Origin of the sequence: Gimesia benthica, from assembly GCF_009720525.1 — a bacterium.
Taxonomy (GTDB): Bacteria; Planctomycetota; Planctomycetia; order Planctomycetales; family Planctomycetaceae; genus Gimesia; species Gimesia benthica.
The window spans coordinates 1,372,167-1,395,789 of the sequence record NZ_CP043930.1 but is presented as its reverse complement, the minus strand read 5'-3'; the positions used below and the strand labels follow the sequence as shown (position 1 = coordinate 1,395,789).

Below are 23,623 nucleotides of genomic sequence, written 5' to 3'. Positions count from 1 at the left end.
AATCCCATCAGGGAATCTACGGGGCTGTCCTCTATACATTGCAGAGCGGAGTGAATGAGATGTTTCTGACCCACTGGCTGCAGGCGATTTCAGCGCGTTCATCTAATCGCCCGTCAGTTCGCCGTCGTCATCGCCGGAACATACGTCAGACAGTGACTGATTCTTCTGCCCGGCAGATCAATTGTATTGAGCTACTGGAAGACCGAACTCTCTTGACCAGCGTGTTTCAGGGGGAACTTCTGCCAGATGCAGCGCTCGCCCCCTTAGATACGGATCAGTCTGGATCTGCGGTTGCTGTTTCCGGGGACTGGCTGGTCGTAGGCATCCCCAATGCAGATCCGGCGGGAATTGATAATGCGGGAGCCGTCACACTATATACCCGCAATGACTCAGGCACGCCTGATGATCAGACCGATGACAGCTGGGACTATCATTCGACACTCGTTTCACCTCGTGCAGATAATACAGATCAGGATCTGTTCGGAACGTCTGTCGCCATTGATGGTGATACACTGTTGATCGGAGCGATCGGAGCAGACGAGGGAGATACGTTTGGATCGGCCTATCTTTTCAGACGTAATGAACAGGGAACTGCCTCAAATCTGAGTGATGATACCTGGGATGCTCTGGCGACCCTCTCGCGTCCTGTAGCATTGGCGAACGATGCGGCGGAAGACTTTGGATTGGCTGTGGACCTCAAAGGCAATACTGTTGTAGTGGGGGCACAACTGGATTCGTATGGGGCCGCTGCGTCGTCAGGCGCCGTCTATGTCTTTACGACAGACGACGATTGGGCGACGGTCTCAATCGATCAATTGAAAGCCGGTGATGCTTCTGCTGATGCCTGGTTGGGGTCAGCCGTGGCGATCAGTCAGGATGAAACAACCATTATCGCTGGTGCGGTGCAGGATCAAGGCAAGGGGGCCGCTTATCTGTTCGAACGAAGTTCAAATGGCGCCGGTATTGCGGATGATACCTGGGGAGAAATCAAGAAACTGTCAGGGACTACAGGTTCCGATCTGGGCAGCGCCGTTGATATCGATGATCGCTACGCCGCCGTTGGTGCAGCCGGCGATACGTATGGCGGGTCGGTGTCGATTCTGGACGGTTCACAAAGCTGGAATATCGTCGAGAAACTGCGAGCCAGCGAATATCCCAATTCGACGGACTCAGGTGGTTTCGGAGCGGCTGTCTCCATCGCGGGTATGAGCCTGGTTGTGGGAGATCCTCTGAGCAATGGGAGTACCGGGGCGGCATACCTGTTTGAAGGTTCGCTGGGCTGGAGTACGGCTGATGAGGAGTCACTGATTGCTGCCGATACTGAAACCGGCAGTGGCTATGGTTCCACGATCGCCATTGATGGAGAGACAATTGTCAGCGGTGCTCCGCTGCACGACCACGGTGCAACCGATACCGGCAGCGCCTATGTGTTTGGTTTTCCTCCCGTGATTGACTTTATCACCCAGATCGTGAACGGCGATTTGCTGATCGACCATCAGACGGTTTCCGATTCGGACCTGTCGATGACGATCAGTGGGGGGCAGCTGATCGTGAGTGTGGTCGACGACCTGATTACAGCGCCAGTTGGCGGAGAACAGATCGATGCGCAGACGATTGCCGTGTCGTTATCCATGCTGACGGGCAGCACCATTTATCTGACGGGTGGAGCAGGAAACGAACAGGTCACCCTGGATACATCCCTGGCTGCAGCAGGGCTCAGAATTGACTACGACGGTGACGATGGCTCGGGTGATGATACGATTATCCTGAGCGGGTCTGCAGACTCCCTTTCCTCCTGGATGGAAGGATCCCAGTCAGGCTGGGTGCGTTTGAATGAATTCGACCTGGATTTTCTATTCTATTCGCACCAGGATCGGATGATCTGGGATGTGGCGACGGCCCACCTTGATCTGAATTATGACAATGACACACAGACGATTGATTTTAACGCGGACGCGAGCGGTGGATTTCAAGTGATTTCCGGTTCCGGTCCGGAATTGAGGGTCTTACAGATTCCCTCCATAACCCTGATTCTGAACAGCGGTGCCGGGCTGGATTATGTCAACATAAATTCCGTGGGACAGGATGCGACTGCCGACCTGATCATTACCGAAACGCGCGGCGATGACTGGGTTGAATTCGGGAACTCACTCGACCTGGGTAGTGGTGATCTGGAGCTGCACGTCAATCGAGCCACTTTTGGTGAGAATGTCACGACCACCGGAAACGTGCATGTCGAAGCCGCTTCGATTTTTACGGATAGCACAACGTCGTTGAATACCGGAGATGGAGATATTTACTTTGAGTCGACTGGTCTCAACCTGGGTGAGATCATAACTACAGGAGATGTCTGGATCGATGCCAGCGCTTCCATTATCGATAACAATGGCTCCAGTAATAACATTACGGCTGCACGGGCTGTGATCCTGAGTGGATCTTCAACGAATTCAATGGAGACTCAGGTGGGTTATCTCGAGGTTGCCGCGGTAGGCTTTGTGCAGGTTCAAAACACGGGGGATCTTGTGATCGGAGACGCTGGTGACCTGACCGGGATTTACGCCAGGAACAGTACCATTTATGTCAATACGACGGGTTCACTGGATGTCCGGGAATCGATTCAGACGGGGACCTCACTCAGTCTCTACGCCGGTGGTGATATTACCATTCGGGCTGGCGTGATTGTGAAATCGGAGGACAGTCCGTTTGGTGTGAGCCTCGTTGCAGACGATGATATTCTGGTGGAAGAAGGAGCCCAGTTGATCGCGCTGACCGGGGGCGTGGGACTGGAAGCCAAGAACATGGTCGCGGACAATGCGAATATTGCCGTCGAACTGTGGGGGCAGACTCATTCCGCAGACGGCACCTCCGTTTATGGCGGCGTCAATTCGGATGCTTTTTACATCACTCCCAGTCTCGAGTCCGAAATTACCGTCAATGGATTATCGCCGGCTACCCCCGGTGACACACTCTTTTATAATGAACCGATCGACGGTGCATATCTTGATTACGACAGCGAGAATGCGCGGTTGGATTATGCAGGCGGATATCAGAGTATCTATGTCACAGGCATCGAAAACCTGGAAGCGGGATTCAGTGTGCCTGACCCCGCGCATCTGATGATTAAGGGGACTTCAGGCGAAGATGTGCTGACTATTACTGCCAGCGATAATAACTCTGGTTCCTATCAGTTGAACGCTGGTCCTGTCGTCAACTTTTTCAGTATCTCATACCTGGAGTTCTACGGATTTGAAGGGGACGATCAGCTGATCATCAACAATCCCGCGGGTGGCATTTTTGCACCTGAGGATGGAATCTACTTTGACGGCGGTGGTGGAGGAGAGACCAGTGGCGACCGCCTGGAAATTTCAGGCGGCGTTGCGGTCGTGGAAACGCATCATTTTCTGGATGAGAGTCAGGGACGTGTGTTCTTTAATGCAGCCACCCGACCCGCGATCCAATACGCCGGACTGGAACAACCGGTGGATTCGACCGTGAGTGTAGATCGACTCTCGCTAAGTTTCAGCGGTGTCAGCACCGTGAGTGAAGCGGGAGTCGACGAACTGACCTATGAGTCAGATGTCGGTCAGCTGGGGACCTTCCTGAATCCTTCCTTGAGTCTCACGGTCAACAGCGGCAACTGGAACAGCGGAGTCACTTCCGAGATTTCGATCGATTCTCTGGGAGAGAATTTCAACGCCGATCTGAACCTGGGGCAGGGGGTCGGGGCAGAAACGGTTTACCTCGGGGCTGGTCTGGATCTGGACCAGGGAAATCTGCTCAGTCTGGCTGATTCGACGCGAATCACTGGCGCCATTATTCTGAATGGGGATGTTGAAGTCGTTTCCAGTATTTTGAGTTTCACCACCTCTGACAGCAGTATCGATGCGGGTTCAGGGAATATTCATCTTGAATCCTCAACCTCATGGTCAACTGGCCAGCTGACGACCACTGGCGATGTGAACTTGATCGCGGGCAATGGTCATCTGAGCCTGCAGAATTCTACGGTGAATACGATCACCGCAGGTCTGCTGGAACTGACTGCCGAACAGGGATCGATCCTCAATATGACAACCGACGTCGATCAGTTAGTCGCGGTGGCCAAAGGAGTCGTCAGAGTCAGGAATACGGGGGATCTGATTCTCGGTTCCGCAGCTGTTCAGAGCGCCTGGAAAGGGATTCGTTCTCACACCAGCATTATCGATATCGAGAGTGAGGGGGGGATCGATATCCACGAATCGCTCTCTGCCGGGATAGGAATATTGCTGGCAAGCGTGGACGGCGATCCGGGCAGCCTGGCCGAGGACCTGACCGTCAGGTCTGGTGTAAAAATCGAAGTAGATAGCGGGACAATCACATTTAATACTGCAGATGATATTCTCATTGAGTCCGGCGCACAGCTCGTGGCTGGGAACTCGTCGATCGCGTTAAATTTAAGTGTCATTACCACGGACTTTCAGGGGGGCGAACTGGCACTGTTCGGTCAGCTCTCAGCGGTGAATGGCGCTCAACTGACTGGGAGTGTGTTCGCAGATACGTTCCATCTCTCTGCCAGTTCTGCGACGGAGATTACTGTCAACGGAGAGAGTCCGGCTGCACCAACTTCCCCTGTTGATTCGCTCTATTATTACTCATCACCGGGAGCCGTTCCCGAAGTGACTCCCAGTGGCACCGACAGTGGGACCATTTCGTTTACAGGCGGACTGCAAACGATTAACTATTCCGAGATCGAAGAGGTTAATTTGCAGGGGTGCTCTGGGTTGAGGGAACCGAGGGCGACGATGAGCTGTCGATCCTGGCGACGGGACCTGACAGTGGTACTTTTCAATTCAACGGCGGCTCTGTTGTCAGTTTTACCTCTTTGACACAACTGGTCTTTGCGGGAGGAGAAGGAGATGACCTCCTGAGTATTCAAAACCCGGATGGCGGTCTGTTTGTTCCAGCTGAGGGAATTCTGTTTGACGGCGGATCCGGGGGAGAGACCAGCGGCGATGCGCTGGAAATTCTGGGCGGATTTGCAGCGACGGTTGAGCATCGCTTCGTCGATGAGAGTTCCGGCAGCATTCTCTATAACGGCAGCGCCACGCAGACAATCACCTATACCGGTCTGGAGCCGATTCTGGATATGATTGAAACACAAAACCGAAACTTCAGCTTTACTGGTGCGGATGAGACGATTACGTTATCTGATGACGGTGTGGCAGGCGACAGTTATTCATTAATCGATTCCACTTTGGGGGAATCGGTCACGTTCCTCAATCCCATAAACGCGCTGGCGATTCAGACCCAGGCTTCAGGCGGTACCGGTGTGGATACCGTCAATCTGAATGGTCTGGACAGCAGCTTCAGTGCTGACCTGTTTGTGACTCCGGGCAGTGATGATGCGGTCAATGTCGGCAATCTGGATCTGGGAGCCGGCGATCTGACGCTCTCGGGAATCGTCAGTTTTAATGGCGCCTTTACCACAACGGGAGGCGTGATTGTCGATTCCGCCGGCGATCTGACTTTTGCTGTCGGAGCCAGTCTCAGTGCAGGTGTTGATAGTGTTGAGCTGTTTGCGGAGGCGAATCTATATCTGGGGGCGATCACCACACCAAATCAAATTCAACTGACAGCAAGTGGCGGTTCGATTATCGATGCCAACGGTGCTGCGGAAAACCTGAATGGATACCTGGTGACGCTGATTGCCTCTGGCGGGATTGGCACAGGGGATGCGCTGGAATCGAGTATCGTGGGCCTGCAGGCGAATGCCGGCGGAGGACTCTCTCTGGAGAATACCGGTATGCTGTTTCTTGGTTTCTCTGGTGGGATCGACGGCGTAACGACGAACGGAACGACCCGTATTACTTCGACTGACAACATGACGGTCTACGAATCGGTGACTGTCGCGGGAGGTTTACTGCAACTGGAAAATACCGGGGGAGATTTTCTGCTGCAGAACTCTGCTACTATTTCGAATACAGGAGCCTCCGGTATCGACATTGATTCGGCCGGGAGTATCACTTTGGTCGAGGGGACGCGGATCGAGAGCAGTGGAACAGGCCTGATTGACGTGCAGTCGGTCAATAATCTGCTCGTCGCGAACCTGCAAACCTCCGGAAACGTGCAACTGACTTCAACAGCGGGGGCCATTCGCGATAATCTCACCGGTGAAGGCCCTCTGGTTGAAAGCGATACGCTGATATTACAGGCCGCAACCGGCATCGGCGGTGCAGGGACTCTAGACCTGGATACCGAAGTCAACAGTATCACTGCCCACGCAACTGAGGGACCGATCATGATCGACAATTTTGGTGAACTGTTTGTGCAGCTTCCCGAATTACTCGATCTGGTGCTTGATGAGGATGCGCTGGAACAGACCATCGATCTGTCACAGATCACGACCGCGGGAGGGAACTCTCAGCCGTTAACTGTGATCGCGCAGAGCAGTCAACCTTCGCTGATCCCGGACCCCCAGGTGAACTTTGCCGCGGCTGATACGACCGCGGGCCTCGTATTCACGCCGATCGCGAATCAGAGTGGAGTCGCTACGATCACACTCATCATTTCTGATGGAGGCACCGATTATTCCACAGAGACGACCGGCGATAACCGCACGATTTACCTCACGTTCGATGTGACGGTCAACTCTCTGAATGACGATCCGGAGCTGGATTCTCTCTCTGATCTGTTATTACTCAAAAACGCATCCGAGCAAACGGTGAACTTGAGCGGCATTTCTGCGGGAGGGGGCGAGACACAGCCAATACGTGTGACAGCGCAGAGCAGTCTGCCGGGGCTGATTGCAGATCCCGTGGTGAATTACACCTCTGACGATGCCACCGGCAGCCTGGTCTTCACTCCGATCACCGACCAGACTGGAACGGCGACGATCACTGTCACCGTCGAAGATGGGGGCCTGGACGGGAATCTGGCGACGACGGGTGACAATGCCATGATCACGCGGACCTTTGATGTTGTCATACAGGAATTTGAAACGCTCTCGATGCGGGTGGTTGAATCGCCGACCTCGGTCGGTGTTCAGGGGGAAGTCGAGACACTCCCCAATCACCAGGATGGGATCAGTGAGTGGCAAACCTACTGGGTGGAATTCTGGGTGAATACCATTGATGTTGCCAGCCTGGGGATTGCGACGGTCACGCTTGATCTGAATTATCAGACCGATTTTACCACCGCGACGGACATTGAATACGGTACTGCGTTTTCTCAAAGCCAGACCGGAACGATTGATGATCTGACCGGTCAGGTCATCAGTCTCTCAGCAACAGCAGATACGAACGAACTGGGTATCGACGGGCAGTTGTTATTTGCCCGGATCCGCTTCGATTCACTGGCCGCTGATCAGGTGCTGTTGGATCTGGAGGGGCAAAGTATCGGACCGTATGATTTGGGACTGCAGATACAGTCACCACAGATCACACTGGGAAGTGGGCGCATCAGTCAGACGCCGATCATCGATTCCCCAGGTGCCTCTATCTGGGCGAATCCCTACGATCTGAATGATGATGACCGAATCAGTTTTCGAGATCTGCTGCTGTTTGCGAGTGTGTATAACAGCGTGCCCGCAGAATCCAGTTCGGATTACGCCTGGTTCAGTGACATCAATCAGAATCAGCGGGTGGATTTCAAGGACCTGATCTTTCTGGCCTCGAATTACAACAAGACAAAGCTTTCACAGACAAATATTATCTACCCGACTAATTATCCGGATGCCTGGAATCAGAATTTAGAGGTTGCGCTCGCCCCCCAGAACACTCCAGAGGCTACTGCATTGACTCAGTCGCAGGCGGATACGATGTTGCAGACCGCTGTTCTGGAAGTCAGCCCGACCGTTTCAAATGCAGAACAACAGAAACTGGCGGATGTCAAAGTGGATGTGGTCGATCTGGAGGGGAGTACGCTGGGACGGTTGGTTGGTGATACGATTTATATCGACGTGAATGCCGCCGGTTATGGCTGGTTTGTTGATACGACACCCCTGGATCACAGCGAGTATACCTACGACAGTCAGTTATCATTAATCGCATTACCGGGCAGTGAAGCTGCAGGTCTGATTGATCTCTGGACGGTGATTCGTCACGAACTGGGCCACCTGCTGGGGGCAGAGCATACCGACGAGGGGCTGATGGCAGAGACATTGGATCCGGGTGTGCGAAAATTAGCTGAGTCGCATGCAGAGACCGATCAGTTCTTTGGTTCGCTCGAAGACGAGACCGAACTGCTTTCGTTTTAGCATTTCTCCGGTGAGATCTGCAGAAACTTTACTGGAACCCTGTTTGTCAGGGGGCAATCATCCATCTGGACCCGGTGGTTACTGATCAACTGAGGATATCCAGGATTGGCTTCCCGCGATCGATTTCCAGACGTTTTCGGCCGGGGATGTCGAGCCGCGTGGGGTCGAGACCGAGCAGGTGATACAGGGTGGCATGAATGTCGGTGACATAGTGCGGCGATTCGACGGCGTGGAAGCCGAGTTCATCGGTTGCTCCATGCACATAGCCCCGCTTGACGCCCGCACCGGCAAACCAGATGGTGAAACCATGAGGATGATGATCGCGGCCGCTGGGCATTTTTGTACTTCCCCGGGTTTCCACCGCAGGGGTCCGGCCGAACTCTGTGCAGAAGACGACAACGGTATCATCCAGCATTCCGCGGCGTTTGAGGTCTTTGAGTAGCCCTGCGACCGGTTTATCGACGCGTTTGCAGGACCGGGTGTGATTCTCTTTGAGTTTCTGATGCGAGTCCCATTCGCCATAGCCGCTCAAATAGACCTGGGTGAACCGGACGCCCCGTTCCGCCAGCCGACGCGCGGCCAGCAGGCGTTTGCCGTAGATCGAGGTTTCGTTCTCATCGATGCCGTACAGACGCTGTGTTTCTTTTGTCTCTGTGTCGAGATTGAGCGCCTCGGGAACGGAGCGCTGCATGCGAAACGCGAGTTCGTAGGAATTGATCCGGGCCCGGAGTTTCTCGTCATGCGGGTACTCGACTGATGAAATGCGATTGAGTTCATTGATCAACGCGTACTGATTGGCCTGTTCTTTTTCGAGCACCGTCTGGGGACGCGATCCAAAGGGGAGCGGATTGTTCGGGTCGAGCGAAAATTCCACGCCCATGTATTTGGGACCCAGGTAGTCGGGGCTGAAGTTTTCTTTGACGCGGGTATCGGTGTACGAACCCAGGAAAACATATTCCGGCAGATTCTGATTCAGGCTGCCCAGACCATAACTCAGCCAGGACCCGACGACCGGTTGTTTCTGATCCAGCTTGTGACGCCCGTGATGAATCTGGAACTCGGCGGCGTGGTCATTATCGGTGGTATACATTGAACGGACAAACGAGATGTCATCGACACAGGTTGCCAGGTGAGGCCACCAGTCGGTGATCTCAATTCCGGACTCCCCCTGTTTGCGAAAGCCGACCTGCATGGGCATGATTTTGTCATGTTCCCGTTTGACTTTCACCACAGAGCGAGCCCGCTCCTGATAGCGCGGATCCTGAAACGGGTCAGGATAGACGGTGTCGGCGTAGGTCTTGCCGCCGTATTTATTCAACTCCGGTTTCGGGTCGAAGGTCTCCATCTGGCTGTAACCACCGGAGAGAAAGATCCAGATCACCGACTTGGCCCGTGGTGTGAAATGCGGACCCTGGGTGACGGCTCCTGAACTTGTGCTGGCGGCCTGCCCGGAGCCTTCACGGTTCAGCAGCATACTTAAAGCCATGCCTGTCGCTCCATAACCGAGGTCGGAAAGGAACGTTCTGCGCTGGATCTGGCCGCAGGGGGGCTGCATGGTCGTCAGGTCTGATTGCATGGTTTCGTCCTGCCTGTAGGGTTTGCAGACGCGGTTTTATCGGATGGTTACAAAATCATTATGGTTGAACAGCGCCTGCACCAGGCTTTCCCGGGCGCGGGCTGCTGGATCGGTAGCGGGTTGTTCAAAGGGCTTCTTCTGTGCTGCTGGTTTCTGACTGGTCGCTTGAGCAACTTTCTGGAACAGGGTTTGTTGCTGTTCCAGGAAGCGGAGTGCGGCGGCCTGCTCGCGCTGGTTGGGGGCGCGGGCGAGAATCAACTCAAATGTATTCCTGATGAAATCGAGTTCCTGTTCCGACGGGCTTTTCCCGGTGAGTTGTGCCTGCTCGGTCCAGAGACGCGCCGCAATTCGACGGCCCTGTTTGAGTGCCAGTTGGCTGTTGGTTAACGCGAGTGCCTGCTGGGGCCGGACCGTGGTCTGTCTGCGGTAACAGTCGGTGGAACTGGGACCGTCAAACAAAGCCAGGAATTCCATTTTCGCTTCGCCGTGATAGGAATAGTAAAGACTGCGGCGGTTCGTGGTGAGTCCCTGGTCCTGTTCGATCTCCTGTCCGAACATCGTCGTGTCCAGGTCATCCGCGAGATAAAACAGACTGTCACGGACGACTTCCGCTTCCATTCTACGCAGGGGGAATTTCCAGAGCAGTCGATTGTCGCGGTCCGTGGCCAGATTTGGGTGTCCGGCTGCGACTCCCTTCGAACTTCGCTGGTAAGCGTCGCTGCTGAGAATCAGGCGATGAATGTGTTTCATTTTCCAGTCATGCGCCATGAGTTCCGCGGCGAGCCAGTCAATGAGCTGTGGATGCGTGGGTTGGGCGCCACTGCGTCCAAAGTTATAGACCGAATCGACCAGTGGCTGTCCGAAGTGCCTCATCCAGATGTGATTGACGGCGACCCGCGCTGTGAGCGGATTGTCGGGGCTCGTGATCCACTGCGCGAGGGCGGCTCTCCTGCCGGAACTCTGTTGGGGGAAGATCCGGCTCAAGGGAGCGAAATCTATCGACTGTGCGTCCCGCGGTTTTTCCGCAGCTGCCAGCGCGGTCCGGGCCTGCGTGAGCTGTTGTTGCGCATCCTGAATCTGTTTGCTGCGTGTTTTCTCTGTCTCGGGGAGCATCTGAGCGGTGTGCAGTTTCAATTCAGCAGCTGCGACCTGCTGCTGAGACGCACTTCGTTTCGCCTTCCATTCCGCCTGACAGGCAGTACGCGCCAGGGAGTCGGCCTCCGGTGACTCATCAATGTGACGGGCGCGGGCAGCGTCGACGCGCGCCTGGTACTGCGCGAGCTCGGCTCGGGCCGCCTCTAATTCGGCCAGCAGCAGGTCCCGCTTCAGCTGAACCAGCGACTGCTGCTGGCGGGCTGCGCTGATTTTCTGCTGCCACTGTTGTTCCTCGGGGGACAGCGGTTTCTGGAGCGTGATTTTCGAAGTCGCATTTCCCGTACTGAACCGCGTGAGGATCCAGTCGGTCGCGCTCGTGACATCTGCGCCGTCGGAGAAATCCGGGAATTCAAAATCAAAACGGTTGAGTTCCCGGCCTCCCGGCTCGAGGAAGACGATATGATCGAATTCCGCACGGCTGCCGGCGTGGGCATCGAGAAAGAACCCGCGGTTGACACTGTGGGCCGGATTCCAGCCATTAAGGGCAATCGGCGTCTCTTTGATGATGCTCGATTGATCCTGACTGCGGGTGACTGTCAGCAGGGCGATGTCTTTTGCAGGCTGCAGCTTGAGGTCCACTTGCAGATCGAGTGGTTTTGCCTCAGTCGGGAATGAACCGATGGTGGTGACACTCGTGCTGCCGGGGGCATAAGTCAGAATGTTCCCCGCCTCGAAGGCGACGTATAGATTAGTCCTCCCGGCGGCCAGATCGTTCGAGAGTTGAAAATTCACCATCTTGTCGGCGTGGAGTCGCAGCTGAAAGTAAATTTCCAGTTGCTCGGGTAGTTCGTTCCAGTCCGTCAGTTCCCGGGCGAGCGCGCGGCGACCCTCTCCACCGGTCAATTGCAGTGTCTGTTGGCTGAACGGGCTGTCCGCCGTTTGTTGAGACTTCTGCCAGGCTCTGTATTCTGTCAGCAGTCTGGTCTGTATCTGCTCATGTTCTTTAAGCTGTTGTTCGAGGCTGGGGGACTCCGTGTCCCATTTCTGCTGTGCCTGCTCTACAGCCGCCGTTCTTGTCAGTGTTTCTTCCTCAATCACAAACGGTTTGAGTCCGGGGTACCAGGCGGTTGCCGGCAGCTTAACCGGTTGGATCTGAATTTTATCTCCGCCCAGAAACTGAATCGTACCGGCTTCGATGGGGGCTTGTCTTTGACGATGTTCTGTTCCAGGCCACCGGTATAAAACCGGGCGAGGGCATCGGGGTGTCGATCATAAATGCGGACCATGCCGGTGCGAACCGGTCCATTACGCACACTCAGTTTATAATCGGGAAAGGGACCCGGATCTGCTTCGCCAGGGACTCGATCGTGCCTGAGGTCGATCGGTTCAAACAGGGACCGAAAAGCGAAGTATTCTTCCTGGCTGATCGGGTCGTATTTATGATCGTGGCATTCGCAGCAGTTCATGGTCAGTCCCAGAAACGCTTTAGCCGTATGTTCGACGTTGTCTTTGAGCCAGGTGTGGTAGTTCCAGCGATAAAAATTGCGGACGATGAATCCGGTGGCAACGAGATTCTCCCGATCGTTGGGGGCGAGTTCATCTGCTGCCAGCATCTGACGGACCATCACGTCGTAGGCTTTATCTTCATTGAGGGAGCGAATGATCCAGTCGCGCCAGCGCCAGGTCAGGGAATAGCTGTTGGTCATGTCTTTCGCGCCCCGTCTGCCGTACCAGTCGCTGTAACGCCAGACGTCCATCCAGTGACGTCCCCAGCGTTCGCCGTATTGCGGGCGGCTGAGCAGATCGTCAATCACGCGCTGCCAGGCATCGGGGCGAGTGTCGTTCAGAAAGGCAGACAGTTCCGTCGGTCGGGGAGGCAGCCCGATCAGATCCAGGTAGAGTCGACGGAGCCGGGTCGTTTTGTCCGCCTGGGGTTGTGGAGTCAGTCCACCTTCCAATTGACGGGCCAGTAGAAAAGCGTCGATGGGATTTTGCGAGGGAGAATTGGTCTGTGGTATCGCAGGACGTTTGACTGGTTGAAAGGCCCAGTGTTCTGTGGGCGCTGGTTCGGGAGAATCGTTGGCAGGAAAATGTGCTCCCTGATCGATCCAGGTGCGGATCAAGGCGACATCATCAGGAGTCAGTTTGCGTCCCTGTCCTTCGGGCGGCATGGCGAAATCCGGATCTTCGCCGATCACCTGAAAGAGCAGGCTCTCCGCGGAATTCCCCGGGACAACGGCCTTACCGATTTCGCCTCCCTTGAGAATGAATTTCCCCGCATCAAGGCGTAAGGCTGATTCCTGTTTCAACACACCATGACAGGCGAAGCAGTGCGCCTGGAGCAGGGGTTTGATCTGCTTTGTGTAGTCAATGGGGACGGGGGGCGTTTCCGCATGAAGCGGGAGAGATACACACAAACTGACGCAGCAGGACACGACGAGGGTAGGCCATTGCATGGGAGGTCTCCACAGTGCAGATGAGGCTGGTCTCAGGGGGCGAGTTTCTTAACTTATTTTATATTTTGTTGTGTGCAATCTCCAGACTGGAATCGGAGAACCTGAAAATTATTGGAGAACCGTTTAAAATCGGATGCCTGAGTGCAGAAGCAGCGTATTATCGATCTTGATGTCGGCTGCCTGGTGTTCCCGTTCGAACTTACGACCGAAGACATAACCCGCCTCGATCAGATAACTGGCCCCCGGGGATTGAAATCGTCCGGGCGTAGGGGGAGGCATTGATTCCCAGCCCACGACCAGCCGCCATTCACGATAATTCAGTCGTTCGGGTGAACCATCGCGGAGATTGTAGGCCCAGTTTCCGCCGGACATCCCCCCGCCGACATAGGCCCACTGCTGCCGCGTTTCGGATTCGGAGATCAGATACGAGATGCGCGGATTGGGAAGCATCAGGTTAACTTTGACAGAGGATGAGGGACGCCAGGTGGCACCAATCACCGGCAGGACGGGAATGTCTTCCTGGCCGGTCGCCAGGGCACCGAAGGCGAGATCCCACTCTTCGTTAGGGCGATAGATGGCAAACATACCGCCGCGGAACTGCCAGGCCATGCTGCCTGTATTGTAAAAGTCGGTTGCGAAGACGCCGCTCAACATCGTGCGGACGAGCCAGCGTTCATTCAGTGGACGCATCCAGGACATACCCAGCGAAAACTGATGCAGGTCACGGGGCAGATCGAGTTGGACCGGTGCGTTGATGCGGGTAAAGGAATAGCCGGCGGTCAGGAATGGGGGCGGCGGGCCGAAAACCGGGTAGAGGGGGAGTTTCAGATTGAGGTCAGAGGAGATCATTTCCACGCCATCTGCCTCCGGTTCCCACTCTGCGGAGATATCGAAGCGGGGGCGTAGCAAAGTTTTCAGGTCCGGCAATGGTTCTGTCTCGGGGCTCGTTGTCGGCTCAACCGGCGAGAACGAATCTTCGAGAGGCGGAGGAAGCAGGGGATCGCTGTCGTCTGGTTCGTCTAATTCCTGTCGTAGAAACTGATCGGTGGGGAGCAGAAAAGCGAGACCGGGTTCCGCAGCAGGACCTTCTGACTCAAACTGCGCGGGCTCTGCGCGCAAGCTGATTGTGAAACAGCATAAACCTGTTAAGAAAAATAGAAAGTGGCGGGTAGTCAACATGAGATTAGAATGGAAATTATGGCTGTGAGCAGGCCAGCGCAGAAGTGGAGGGGGATCTTAGCGCATTTTTATCGCTATTGCTACTTCATAGTTGCGTCCCAGGATTCGACCATCTCAAAAATCAAAAAATTTTCGCTCAAACCTGTATTTTAGACTTCGATCGGGGGCTGATTTGTTCACTGAATCTTTTTCGGGCAGGATTGGGCAGTGGTCAAAACGGAATTCAGGGCTAAAAATAGATAAATAGACTTATATAGCTGAATTTATTCCTAATCAGTCTGTTTGTAGACCGGGAGTGGGGTGGAAATGAATCGAAGAAAAATGCTTTATCTAATAATAGCTCTTGTGGTGGTGGTTTTATTCGTATTTGGGTGGAGAATCACGTCGCGTTCTGCTTACGAGTCAGCTGCCTATGATGTTGTCAAATCGGAAGGTAACTTCGAAGTTAGAGAATATCCTGATCTGAAACTGGCGATGACCAGCAGTGAGTTTGATGCACAGGGAAAAGATGGCAGCTTCATGCGTCTGTTTCGTTATATCGATGGTGCAAATCAGGGGGCGCAGAAAGTCGCGATGACCACACCCGTATTTATGGAACCTGAGCACGATCAGGTGGCCGGACAGATGGCGTTTGTCCTTCCACAGAAATATGACAGCCAGACAGTTCCGCAGCCCGTGAGTGAGGCGGTGCAGATTCAGGAACGTAAAGGGGGCCGTTTTGCGGTGATCCGATTCAGCGGTCGTCTGAATCAGGAGACTGTTAAAAACGCCGAAGCGAAATTGCGTGACTGGGCCAGCGGTGAAGGACTCGTCTGCCGGAACGAAGTGGAATACGCGGGCTATGATCCACCGTGGACTCCGGGTCCCTTCCGCCGTAATGAAGTGTTGATTCGACTGGAAGACGAGACTTCATCCAGACAATAATTGTCGCCCGGACGCATGATTTCGAATGCCTCAGATTCCAATCTGGTGACAGGAATTTTGGGAGTGTTGTTTACTAAAGGCACGCTTTGTAAACAGGGTTAATTCTAGAGAGAATCTGGATACAAGAATCAGTTTTTTATGGGTCAAAAAATTCTGATCAATTCCAAAATCTTAAGCAGATATGTTATTGACATTTAAACAGTGCCGAGCTTAAATTTACTCAATTGAGGTATGTTTCAAATTCGCTTCATCACTTCTTCAAAGTGATATACCTTATAAATTCTATCAGGCTTTCGCCTCTCTGGTTATCTGTGAAAAGTTTGCCTTCTCTGGCAGTTGTTGTTTTCAACAATATAGATCTTGTACTTTTATTAAGCGCTTACAAAACCCAGCATCATACAATCTCAGGTTCTGCTTTGCGAATCTGAACGCTTTATACACTGTCTCAAAACGCTTGCTTTGCTGTGGAACCTCCCGCTTCCGGTCTATTAATTCCGGGAGACGATAAGAGTACGAGATGAGATGTTCTCCCTTCTCTTATCTTTTTTCATGCGGAGGTTACTATGAGACGTGTAACAGTCAAACGGGGTTTTACCCTGATCGAACTTCTGGTGGTGATTGCCATCATCGCTATTCTGATTGCCCTGCTATTACCGGCAGTGCAACAGGCCCGTGAAGCAGCCCGACGAAGTACCTGCAAAAACAATCTGAAGCAGATCGGACTGGCGCTCCACAACTATCATGAAACCCATCGTTGTTTCCCACAGATGCATGTGGAAACGCGCCGGACTGCTGCCGATGATGTGACCACCGACAGCTATCTCGCCTGGACGGTCATGCTGTTGCCATTCATGGATCAGGCTACGATCTACAACCAGATCAATATGAATGCTCCCTGGCGTGCCAACTACACGGGTACGCCTCCTCAATTAGCGCTTGTCAAAACCGTCATCCCGGTATTTAACTGTCCGACTGACCCGATGGAAGGCTTGAACACTAATATCGGTAGCTGGGGTAAGTCAAATTATCCGGGGATTTACTCGCCGTGTGATATCAACCCGGCAAATGGGCAGGGCCGCTGCTACGCAGGTGCATTCAACAACCATAACGTTAACCGCATTCGCGATTTCACCGATGGTACCAGTAACGTCATTATGGTGGGAGAGCGAACCACAGAAGGGGTTCCGGCCGGTGGTTTGTGGATCGGTGCTTCCAACACCTTTAATGGGCACAATTACGCCAACTGGCCTTACCATACGGCTCTGGTCCGCACCTGGCAGGGGGCGACTGCGACTCCGACTCCGTCCACGATCTACCTGATCAACGGAATCAACCAGTCGACTGGAACCAAGTATGAATGGTCGCTGGGCAGTTCGCACACCGGCGGCTGTCATTTTCTGTTCGGTGACGGACGGATCAAATTTATCAGCGAGAATACCGATGGGAACACCCTGGTATACCTGGCTGGTATCAACGATAAGAACGTGCTTGGAGAATACTAAGTCGACTCCAGGCTCAATTTGCTTCCCGGTTTCATCAAGGTTGGTGAAACCGGGATTTCTGTTTTACGAAATGTTCTGAGTCTCGCGATGAGATGGATGGATACCAAAGGGGGGATCACATGATCTGCAACGTACGAATCACGACATGCCTTAGTCTGTTTGCTGTGGCTGCCTGTGCCTACGGGTGCTCTGGATCAGGAATCGATGTTGACCTGGCTCCGGTTTCGGGAGTCGTCACAATGGATGGTCAGCCGCTGGAAAATGCCATCGTTATCTTTTCACCCGAGAAAGGGAATCCCTCTTCGGGCAAAACCGATGCGAAAGGCTATTATGAACTGGTCTATGTGGGTGATGCCAAAGGCGCGATTGTCGGCCCTCACAAAGTGCGAATTTCGACAGGCAAGGCAACTGACGGACAGGACTCGGCAGGCAGCGGCGAAGCGGATCTGGCTAATGCCTCGCTGGATGATACGGTGAATATTGATACTCCTCCCCCCGAGGATGGAGATGTGACGCAACGTCGTGTCGTCAAGAAAAAGAAAACCGAAAAAGATCCGATTCCCGAAAAGTACAATACCAAAACAACGCTGACCGCTGACGTCAAGGATGAGAATAATACCCTGGATTTCAAATTAGAATCCAAGTAAGCAGCCAGCTGATTCAATTCTCGAACCTCTCATACAGACTGATCTGTGATGGGAGGTTTTTTCTTTTGGGCCCTGATTGATGTACTCTGTCTCAAAAGACTGGCGGAACTGCATCGCTTTAGCGTCTGCTGAATTTGCGTCGGACGAGGAAGAGTAATATCCCCAGAACCAGGACCGCGTTCACAGAGATCACGGCCGGTAACAGCCATTCGATGCGGTCCGGTCTGGCGAACCCTTTGGCGTCGCGAAGTTGTTGGGCCGCCAGATGCTCGGCCTGGTGAAATTGAGCGTATTCCTCTCTGCTGAGCTCTTGATCCCGATTCAGATCGCTCTGGGCAAAGTGCCGTTTGGCCTGCGTGAAGCGGATTTCATAATCGCGTGATTTCACAACGTTACTGGCATCCGGCTTGTCTTCCGAGAAAATTTCTTCGAAGCTGATCGTTTTGTTCTGGTCGGCGTCGATGACCGTGAAATATTTGTCTGCAGGAATCTGTGTCGGATCGTAACGGAATTCAATTTCGTCCAGATCCAGGAAGCCACTCTGATTGCGATCGAACCGTTGGAACTGTTCCCAGGCCAGGCCGATCAGCAGGGGCGATGGTTCGTCGTAGAATTCTTCCCAGGAAAGCTGTCCGTCGTGATCGGCATCCTCCCGACCATAGACGCGCATGGTGACGTAGCAGCAGCCCATCGGTGAGAAGCGGAACTCTGCCAGCGAGAAGTGTCCGTCGCCGTCGCTGTCAAAGGCTGCCATTCCCTGGGGGATCCGTCCCGGGGTCGCGCCGTTGGAATTAACCTTCGCGAGTTCTTTTGCATCCAGCAGTCCGTCCAGATTCGTATCGTGACGCTGGAAGAATTTCAGTTCATCAATGTTGGCCAGGGGGGATTTTGCCAGCTCCCGGTAAGTCAACTGCTGGTCCTGGTCTGTATCCAGTTCCCGGAACATCGTGAACACTTCCTGCACCGGTTTACGGATGGAGCGAATATACTCGTTGACCGACAGACGTTGATCGCCGTCTTTGTCTGAGGAGGTGATATAGGAGTGGTACATCACACAACCATTGGGGGTGCGGAGTGGAGCAGCAGACGTGTGTTGCATGCCGTAGGCAATTTGAATCAGACGATCCGCTTCTTTACGGGAGACCCTGCCATCCTGGTTGGCATCCCAGTGTTTGAATTCCACCCGGGAAAGGGGCGGCAGTTGCTGTTCGAGTTCCGAGTCGGGCCATTCCCAATAGGTGAGCTGACCGTCGGCGCTGGAATCAGCGGCTTTGAAGATCTTTTGCCAGGTTTTCCGGACAGCGGCAGCCAGGTCGGCGACGGGATCCGGAACGGGGCCTCTTTCTTCTACGGGCAGCAGATCGGGCAGGGCACGGTATTCGTCTTGGGAGAGCTTGCCGTCGTGGTTAAAGTCAACCAGGTGGAAATCCCGGCGGGCAGCCGGCCGGGTGGCTTTCGCAATTTTGGCGAGATACTCGGTTTCTGAAAGGTGGCTGTCCTGGTCCAGGTCATTCAGGGTGAAGGCGGCCTGGGGGGTCATTTTGGAATAGTCGACCTGAAACTCGAACTCATCCAGGTTCAGGATTCCACTCTGATCGCGGTCGTAGCGTCGGAACAGTTCCCAGGCGATACCAATCAGTTGGGGCGACGGTTCCGCATAGAACTCGTCCCAGGAGAGTTGCGCATCATTGTTCTGATCTTTACGATCAAAAACCCGCAGGGTGATGTAGCTCGCGCCAATCGGAGCCAGACGGAACTCCCGCAGCGAGAGCTTGTTGTCTTTGTCGTCATCGAATGCCGCCATTCCCTGCGGCAGCCGGTCTTTGGTGGAGTTGTTGGAATTATGAGTGCCCAGTTCGTCCCGACTCAGGAACCCGTCCAGATCTTTATCCCGGGCGAGAAACAGGTTGAATTCATCAATGTTCGTCGAGGAAGCCGTCGAGAGTTCCTGGTATGTCAGGAGTTCATCGTGGTTGGCATCCATGTTCTGAAAGTTCTGCAGGACCTTTTCCGCGGGCAGTCTGACGGAGGGCAGGTACTCTGCTTTGGAGAGACGATGGTCGCCGTTTTTATCGGTCCGTTCAATGTAAAAACGATAGAGCACCAGACCGTTGGCAGCGCGGAGTGGGAAGCCATCCACGTGCCTGATGCCGTAGGCCACGTCGATCATCAGTGCGGCTTCTTCGGGAGAGACGGTGCCATTTCGATTTGTATCCCAATTCTGAAATTTGATTTCTGCCAGTGGCGGGAGCTGTTCTTTCAATGCGGCACGCGGCCATTCAGCGGGAGACAATCGGCCATCACTATTCACGTCAGCCTTGGATTGAATCGACTGCCAGGTCAGGTGAGCACCCTGGGCAAGCTCCGCGAATGGATCGGGAACGCTGCCACGATCCCGCCCGGGAAACAGGCTGGGGAGAGCCTGATACTCTGCGAGTGAAAGAGTACCGTTGCCGTCAAAATCGACGACATGGAAATTCCGCTTCGCCAGTTCGGGTTTCAGACCGGCCACCAGCGGCAGGTGTTCTTCCCAGGTCAGCTGGTCATCACCGTTTTTATCATACGCGGAGAATGCGAATTCGGGTTTAATCTTTGAGGTATCGATCGCAAACTCATATTCATTCAGTTCCAGCATGCCACTCTGGTTCCGGTCGAAACGCTGGAAGAGTTCCCAGACCAGGCCGATGAGCTGGGGCGCAGGTTCCGTGTAGAACTCCTCCCAGGAAAGCCGGGCGTCGTGGTCCAGATCTTTCTGAGTATACATTCGCAGGGTGACATAAAAGCAGCCGATGGGGGCCAGTCGGAATTCACTCATCGAGAACTTGCCGTCACCGTCGACATCGAAGGCGGGGAACGCATGATTCAACCGCGCCGCGGAAGCGCTGTTCAAGCCGATTTTCAAGAGTTCTTCCCGGCTTAAAAAACCATCCAGGTCGGTGTCACTTCTGAGGAAGAAGGCGACTTCATCGATGTAGGATGTAGTTGATTTTGTCAGTTCGGGAATCGAAAGGAACTCACTCTGATCGGCATCCAGTTCCTTGAAGAGCGCCAGCACTTTTTCTTCCGGCCAGCGAATTGAGGGGATATATTCTTCTTTGGAGATCCGGCTGTCGTTGTTTTTGTCGGTACGGGTCAGGTAAGAACGGTAGATGACCCAGCCGTTCTCGGCTCGCAGCTGGGAGCCGTCGGTGTGCTTCATACCGTAGGCAATGTCGAGCAGCAGGTCCGCTTCACTGGAGGTGACCTGTCCGTTCTGGTCTTTGTCCCAGATCGAGAAATTAAGCGCGGCCAGGGGCGGGAGCTGTTGTTTGAGTTCCCCGGTTGGCCATTCTTTCTCGGAGAGTTGTCCATCCCCGTCGGCATCGGCGGCTTGCTGAATCGCGGCCCATTTGCGTTTTGCTTCGGCCACGAACGGAGCCACGGGATCGGGGACCGCGGCCCGTTCGCCCGGTGGCGTGACGCCGGTCACGGTCTGGAATTCTTCCAGCGAGAGTAGCTCATTATGATCGAAGTCACTGACGGTGAAAGCCTGCGCGGCCTGTTCCGGTTTCAGTTGGGGCATCCCGGCTGTGAATTCCTCCCGGGTTAAGTGGCCATCGCCGCTGGTATCGATTTTTTCATACCGTTCCTCTGGTGTTGCAGCATGAGCCTGGGGGGAAACGCTGGTCAGGATCAGTAATAGAACAGGCAGAAACCGACGGCGGTTCAAGCGATACGGGGCCGGGGCTTTTGCTGGCCGGGTGCTCTGTGGTTTTAATAATAAAGTCACTCACTCACCTTTTTTCATCTTGGCTGCCGGGTGGTTGCGAAGCTGATCATGACGGGAAGCATCCTCTGGTTGTTACTGCTCGAGCAGAGTACCCGCTAAGGACTGTCCCTGGGGGCTGGCCAGAGCCGCATAGACTTTGCCGTCAATTTTTTCAGACAAGAAAGAAAAATGTCCGTCGCAGTAGCCCGCATTCACGCCGCCGGTGTGCAGCGAGTTGGGAAAGGGGGCTCTGCCTTCAGGCTGTTCAAGCCCGGCATTGATGGCGGCGGAACCGGAGTTCGCGAGGTTGTAATCCACATTGCCTTCAGTGCAGCGACCATTGACACAGGGGTCGCCGATGTAGAAGCTGGTCAGGAAGGGACTGGGGGACGACCAGTTGGCCGTCCAGGCTTTGGGATCGTAGCCGGTCCGAATATTTTCGGAGATCATCAGCGTATTCGAAGCACCGTCGGTGATGCCCGCCATGGTGTAATGACGATCGGCGCGGACCTCTCCTTTCCAGGTTTCGTTGTAAAACAGACCCATGTAAAAGAACAGGTCGCGGTCGGAGGGGGCTCCGTCATCTTTGGTCGAAGAATGGCAGATGATGCCGTTACCGTTCAGGTCGAGCCGTCTGCCACGGGCATCAACGGGACAGTTATGCACGCCTCCCATCTGGGCGGTGAATCCTATTCCGCCGTTCAGGACGTAGGAGAGATTTCCTTTCCCCGGGATCACACTGTGATCGGAGGGGCAGGTCAGGACGGCGATATGTTGTCCCGCCAGGGGAATGTTGACTGGATCTTTGCAGGACAGATCGAAGTCCCACTGGTTATAGATGTTTCCCTGGTCCAGATAGGGCAGGATATCAACAATCCAGCTGCGATACTGACCGAAGGTGGCGGGGGTGCCATCTCCGAAGTAGCCACAGGCGGGGAACCGCTGGGCGGTATCGGTATTCTGCAGCAGGGCGATACCCAGGTTTCGCATGCGGTTAAGGCATTGTGCCTGCCGGGCCGAGTTCCGGGCTGTCTGGATTGCCGGCAGGGTCAGTCCGATGAGCAGACTGATGACCGCGGTGGCGACCAGCAGTTCAACGATCGTATATCCGGCAGTCGTGGGGACGACCGACTTCGATTGCATTCGTTTATAGTTCATCAGCACGCGACTCCAGTAGCCAGGCAGCGATATAAGTCAGGACGGCGACAATAATGACGGCGTCCGCAAAATACATCCAGTAAGAGAAGGCAGAGCACTCTCCGATCAGGGGAAAGATGAGTTTGGCTTCCGCATCTTTTTGAGAGGGGAAAACCAGGCTCTGCTGCTTGTTCCAGTTGAGCAGGTAATACGCGACGATGCCGGACGCGGCCAGAGCGGTGCCGACTTTGAAAGCCCACCTGAGGAAGGACGTCGAGATAATCAGCAGCAACGGCGAAAGTACGGCGATCGTCAGTAACCCGCCTGCAGTATAAGCTGCAAACAGCAGGGGGGGGACCGGGCCGACAAAGGGGAAGTAGAATTGTCCCTTACCGAGCCAGCTGACCATGCCGACGGTCCCCGCACTCATACAGAGGATGACTGCGACGACAAACAGGGCCAGCTTGAATCTGGGGCTGGAAAGGAATGAGAGGGAGACCGCGGGGACGATCTGTCGGGGCGCCTCTTCTTCCTCCTGCTTTGGCGCACGGGCATCGACTCGTTCGACCGCAGCCCGGACCGTCGTCGACCAGGTTTCGTCCGAGTAGGCACCGGTGTTTGCTTCTTCGTCGGTTTCGTCGAGGGGGGAATCCGTCGAATCGATCTGATCTGTTTCGGCGTCGCTGTCAACGGTCGCTGTCTCAGCTGTGGACCGACTGCCTGCGTAGTCCGTATTGACGGGGACCGGGGGAATCTTACTGTTTCTTAACGTGAGCAGCCGTCGCAACCAGCCAGGCTGGTCCGCCTGGGGATCGGCTTCCGCTTCGGTTTTATCCGGACCCGCCAGAAACGTATCCAGGTCCTCGGCGTCGGCAAGGTCAGCGGAGACTTCAGAGTCTGTTTCAGTGGCGACCGGATCGGGTTCCGGATCTTTGCGAGCCATGTAGTACAGACCCACTACAGAGTCTGCCCGCTGCCAGTCGTCCAGATAATGCGGACGGACCTGGGTGTCCGGAGTGAGTTTTTCCTCGCGGATCATGTCGACCAGTTCCCGAAACGTGTAGGGGCCCTGTTCTTCCGCGTCCCGTATGCAAAACCATTCGATTGTCATAAGTCTTCAAACACAGTC

Annotated in this window: 12 protein-coding genes; 5 read left to right on the top strand and 7 right to left on the bottom strand. The window is 54.4% G+C overall.

Translation table 11 applies throughout. The features are described from left to right. Positions 1 to 152 precede the first annotated feature (152 nt). Positions 153 to 4,862, top strand: coding sequence for a beta strand repeat-containing protein (locus tag F1728_RS05335; protein ID WP_194242695.1), 4,710 nt, complete (start codon positions 153 to 155; stop codon positions 4,860 to 4,862). After that, positions 4,748 to 8,230, top strand: a complete 3,483-nt coding sequence (locus F1728_RS05330; RefSeq protein WP_155363233.1) for a hypothetical protein — start codon at positions 4,748 to 4,750, stop codon at positions 8,228 to 8,230. Before F1728_RS05335 ends, F1728_RS05330 begins: the two co-directional genes overlap by 115 nt. 85 nt (positions 8,231 to 8,315) lie before the next feature. Here the strand turns inward: F1728_RS05330 and F1728_RS05325 are convergent, their stop codons facing one another. The 4 genes from F1728_RS05325 to F1728_RS05310 all read right to left on the bottom strand — a co-directional run bounded on the left by F1728_RS05325 (position 8,316) and on the right by F1728_RS05310 (position 14,476). Beyond that, positions 8,316 to 9,806, bottom strand: coding sequence for a DUF1501 domain-containing protein (locus F1728_RS05325; RefSeq protein ID WP_155363232.1), 1,491 nt, complete (start codon positions 9,804 to 9,806; stop codon positions 8,316 to 8,318). Positions 9,807 to 9,842: 36 nt separating this feature from the next. Then, entirely contained in the window at positions 9,843 to 11,999 is a 2,157-nt protein-coding gene (locus tag F1728_RS05320) for a DUF1553 domain-containing protein (protein ID WP_155363231.1), read from the bottom strand. Next, positions 11,996 to 13,357, bottom strand: a complete 1,362-nt coding sequence (locus tag F1728_RS05315; RefSeq protein WP_155363230.1) for a DUF1549 domain-containing protein — start codon at positions 13,355 to 13,357, stop codon at positions 11,996 to 11,998. Before F1728_RS05315 ends, F1728_RS05320 begins: the two co-directional genes overlap by 4 nt. Before the next feature lie 123 nt (positions 13,358 to 13,480). Continuing rightward, on the bottom strand, positions 13,481 to 14,476 hold the full coding sequence (locus tag F1728_RS05310) for a DUF6268 family outer membrane beta-barrel protein (protein WP_155363229.1): 996 nt from the start codon (positions 14,474 to 14,476) through the stop codon (positions 13,481 to 13,483). Positions 14,477 to 14,842: 366 nt separating this feature from the next. On the opposite strand from F1728_RS05310, the gene F1728_RS05305 reads away from it, so the two are divergent. The 3 genes from F1728_RS05305 to F1728_RS05295 all read left to right on the top strand — a co-directional run bounded on the left by F1728_RS05305 (position 14,843) and on the right by F1728_RS05295 (position 17,609). After that, positions 14,843 to 15,460: an SOUL family heme-binding protein gene (locus F1728_RS05305; protein WP_155363228.1), complete on the top strand. Its 618-nt coding sequence runs from the start codon at positions 14,843 to 14,845 to the stop codon at positions 15,458 to 15,460. A gap of 563 nt (positions 15,461 to 16,023) precedes the next feature. After that, positions 16,024 to 16,962 (top strand): DUF1559 domain-containing protein, encoded by a 939-nt coding sequence (locus F1728_RS05300; protein WP_155363227.1) that lies wholly within the window; start codon positions 16,024 to 16,026, stop codon positions 16,960 to 16,962. Positions 16,963 to 17,081: 119 nt separating this feature from the next. Beyond that, positions 17,082 to 17,609 carry a transthyretin-like family protein gene (locus tag F1728_RS05295; RefSeq protein ID WP_155363226.1) on the top strand — a complete coding sequence of 176 codons (528 nt, stop codon included), beginning with the start codon at positions 17,082 to 17,084 and terminating at the stop codon, positions 17,607 to 17,609. 118 nt (positions 17,610 to 17,727) lie between these two features. Here the strand turns inward: F1728_RS05295 and F1728_RS05290 are convergent, their stop codons facing one another. The 3 genes from F1728_RS05290 to F1728_RS05280 form a co-directional block, all read right to left on the bottom strand. Beyond that, positions 17,728 to 21,378 (bottom strand): EF-hand domain-containing protein, encoded by a 3,651-nt coding sequence (locus F1728_RS05290; RefSeq protein ID WP_155363225.1) that lies wholly within the window; start codon positions 21,376 to 21,378, stop codon positions 17,728 to 17,730. A 72-nt stretch (positions 21,379 to 21,450) separates the two neighbouring features. Further along, the gene (locus F1728_RS05285) at positions 21,451 to 22,515 is read right to left on the bottom strand and encodes a DUF1559 family PulG-like putative transporter (RefSeq protein WP_155363224.1); all 1,065 of its coding nucleotides are present in this window, start codon (positions 22,513 to 22,515) and stop codon (positions 21,451 to 21,453) included. Further along, positions 22,505 to 23,605: a DUF4339 domain-containing protein gene (locus F1728_RS05280; RefSeq protein ID WP_155363223.1), complete on the bottom strand. Its 1,101-nt coding sequence runs from the start codon at positions 23,603 to 23,605 to the stop codon at positions 22,505 to 22,507. Before F1728_RS05280 ends, F1728_RS05285 begins: the two co-directional genes overlap by 11 nt. Positions 23,606 to 23,623: the final 18 nt, after the last annotated feature.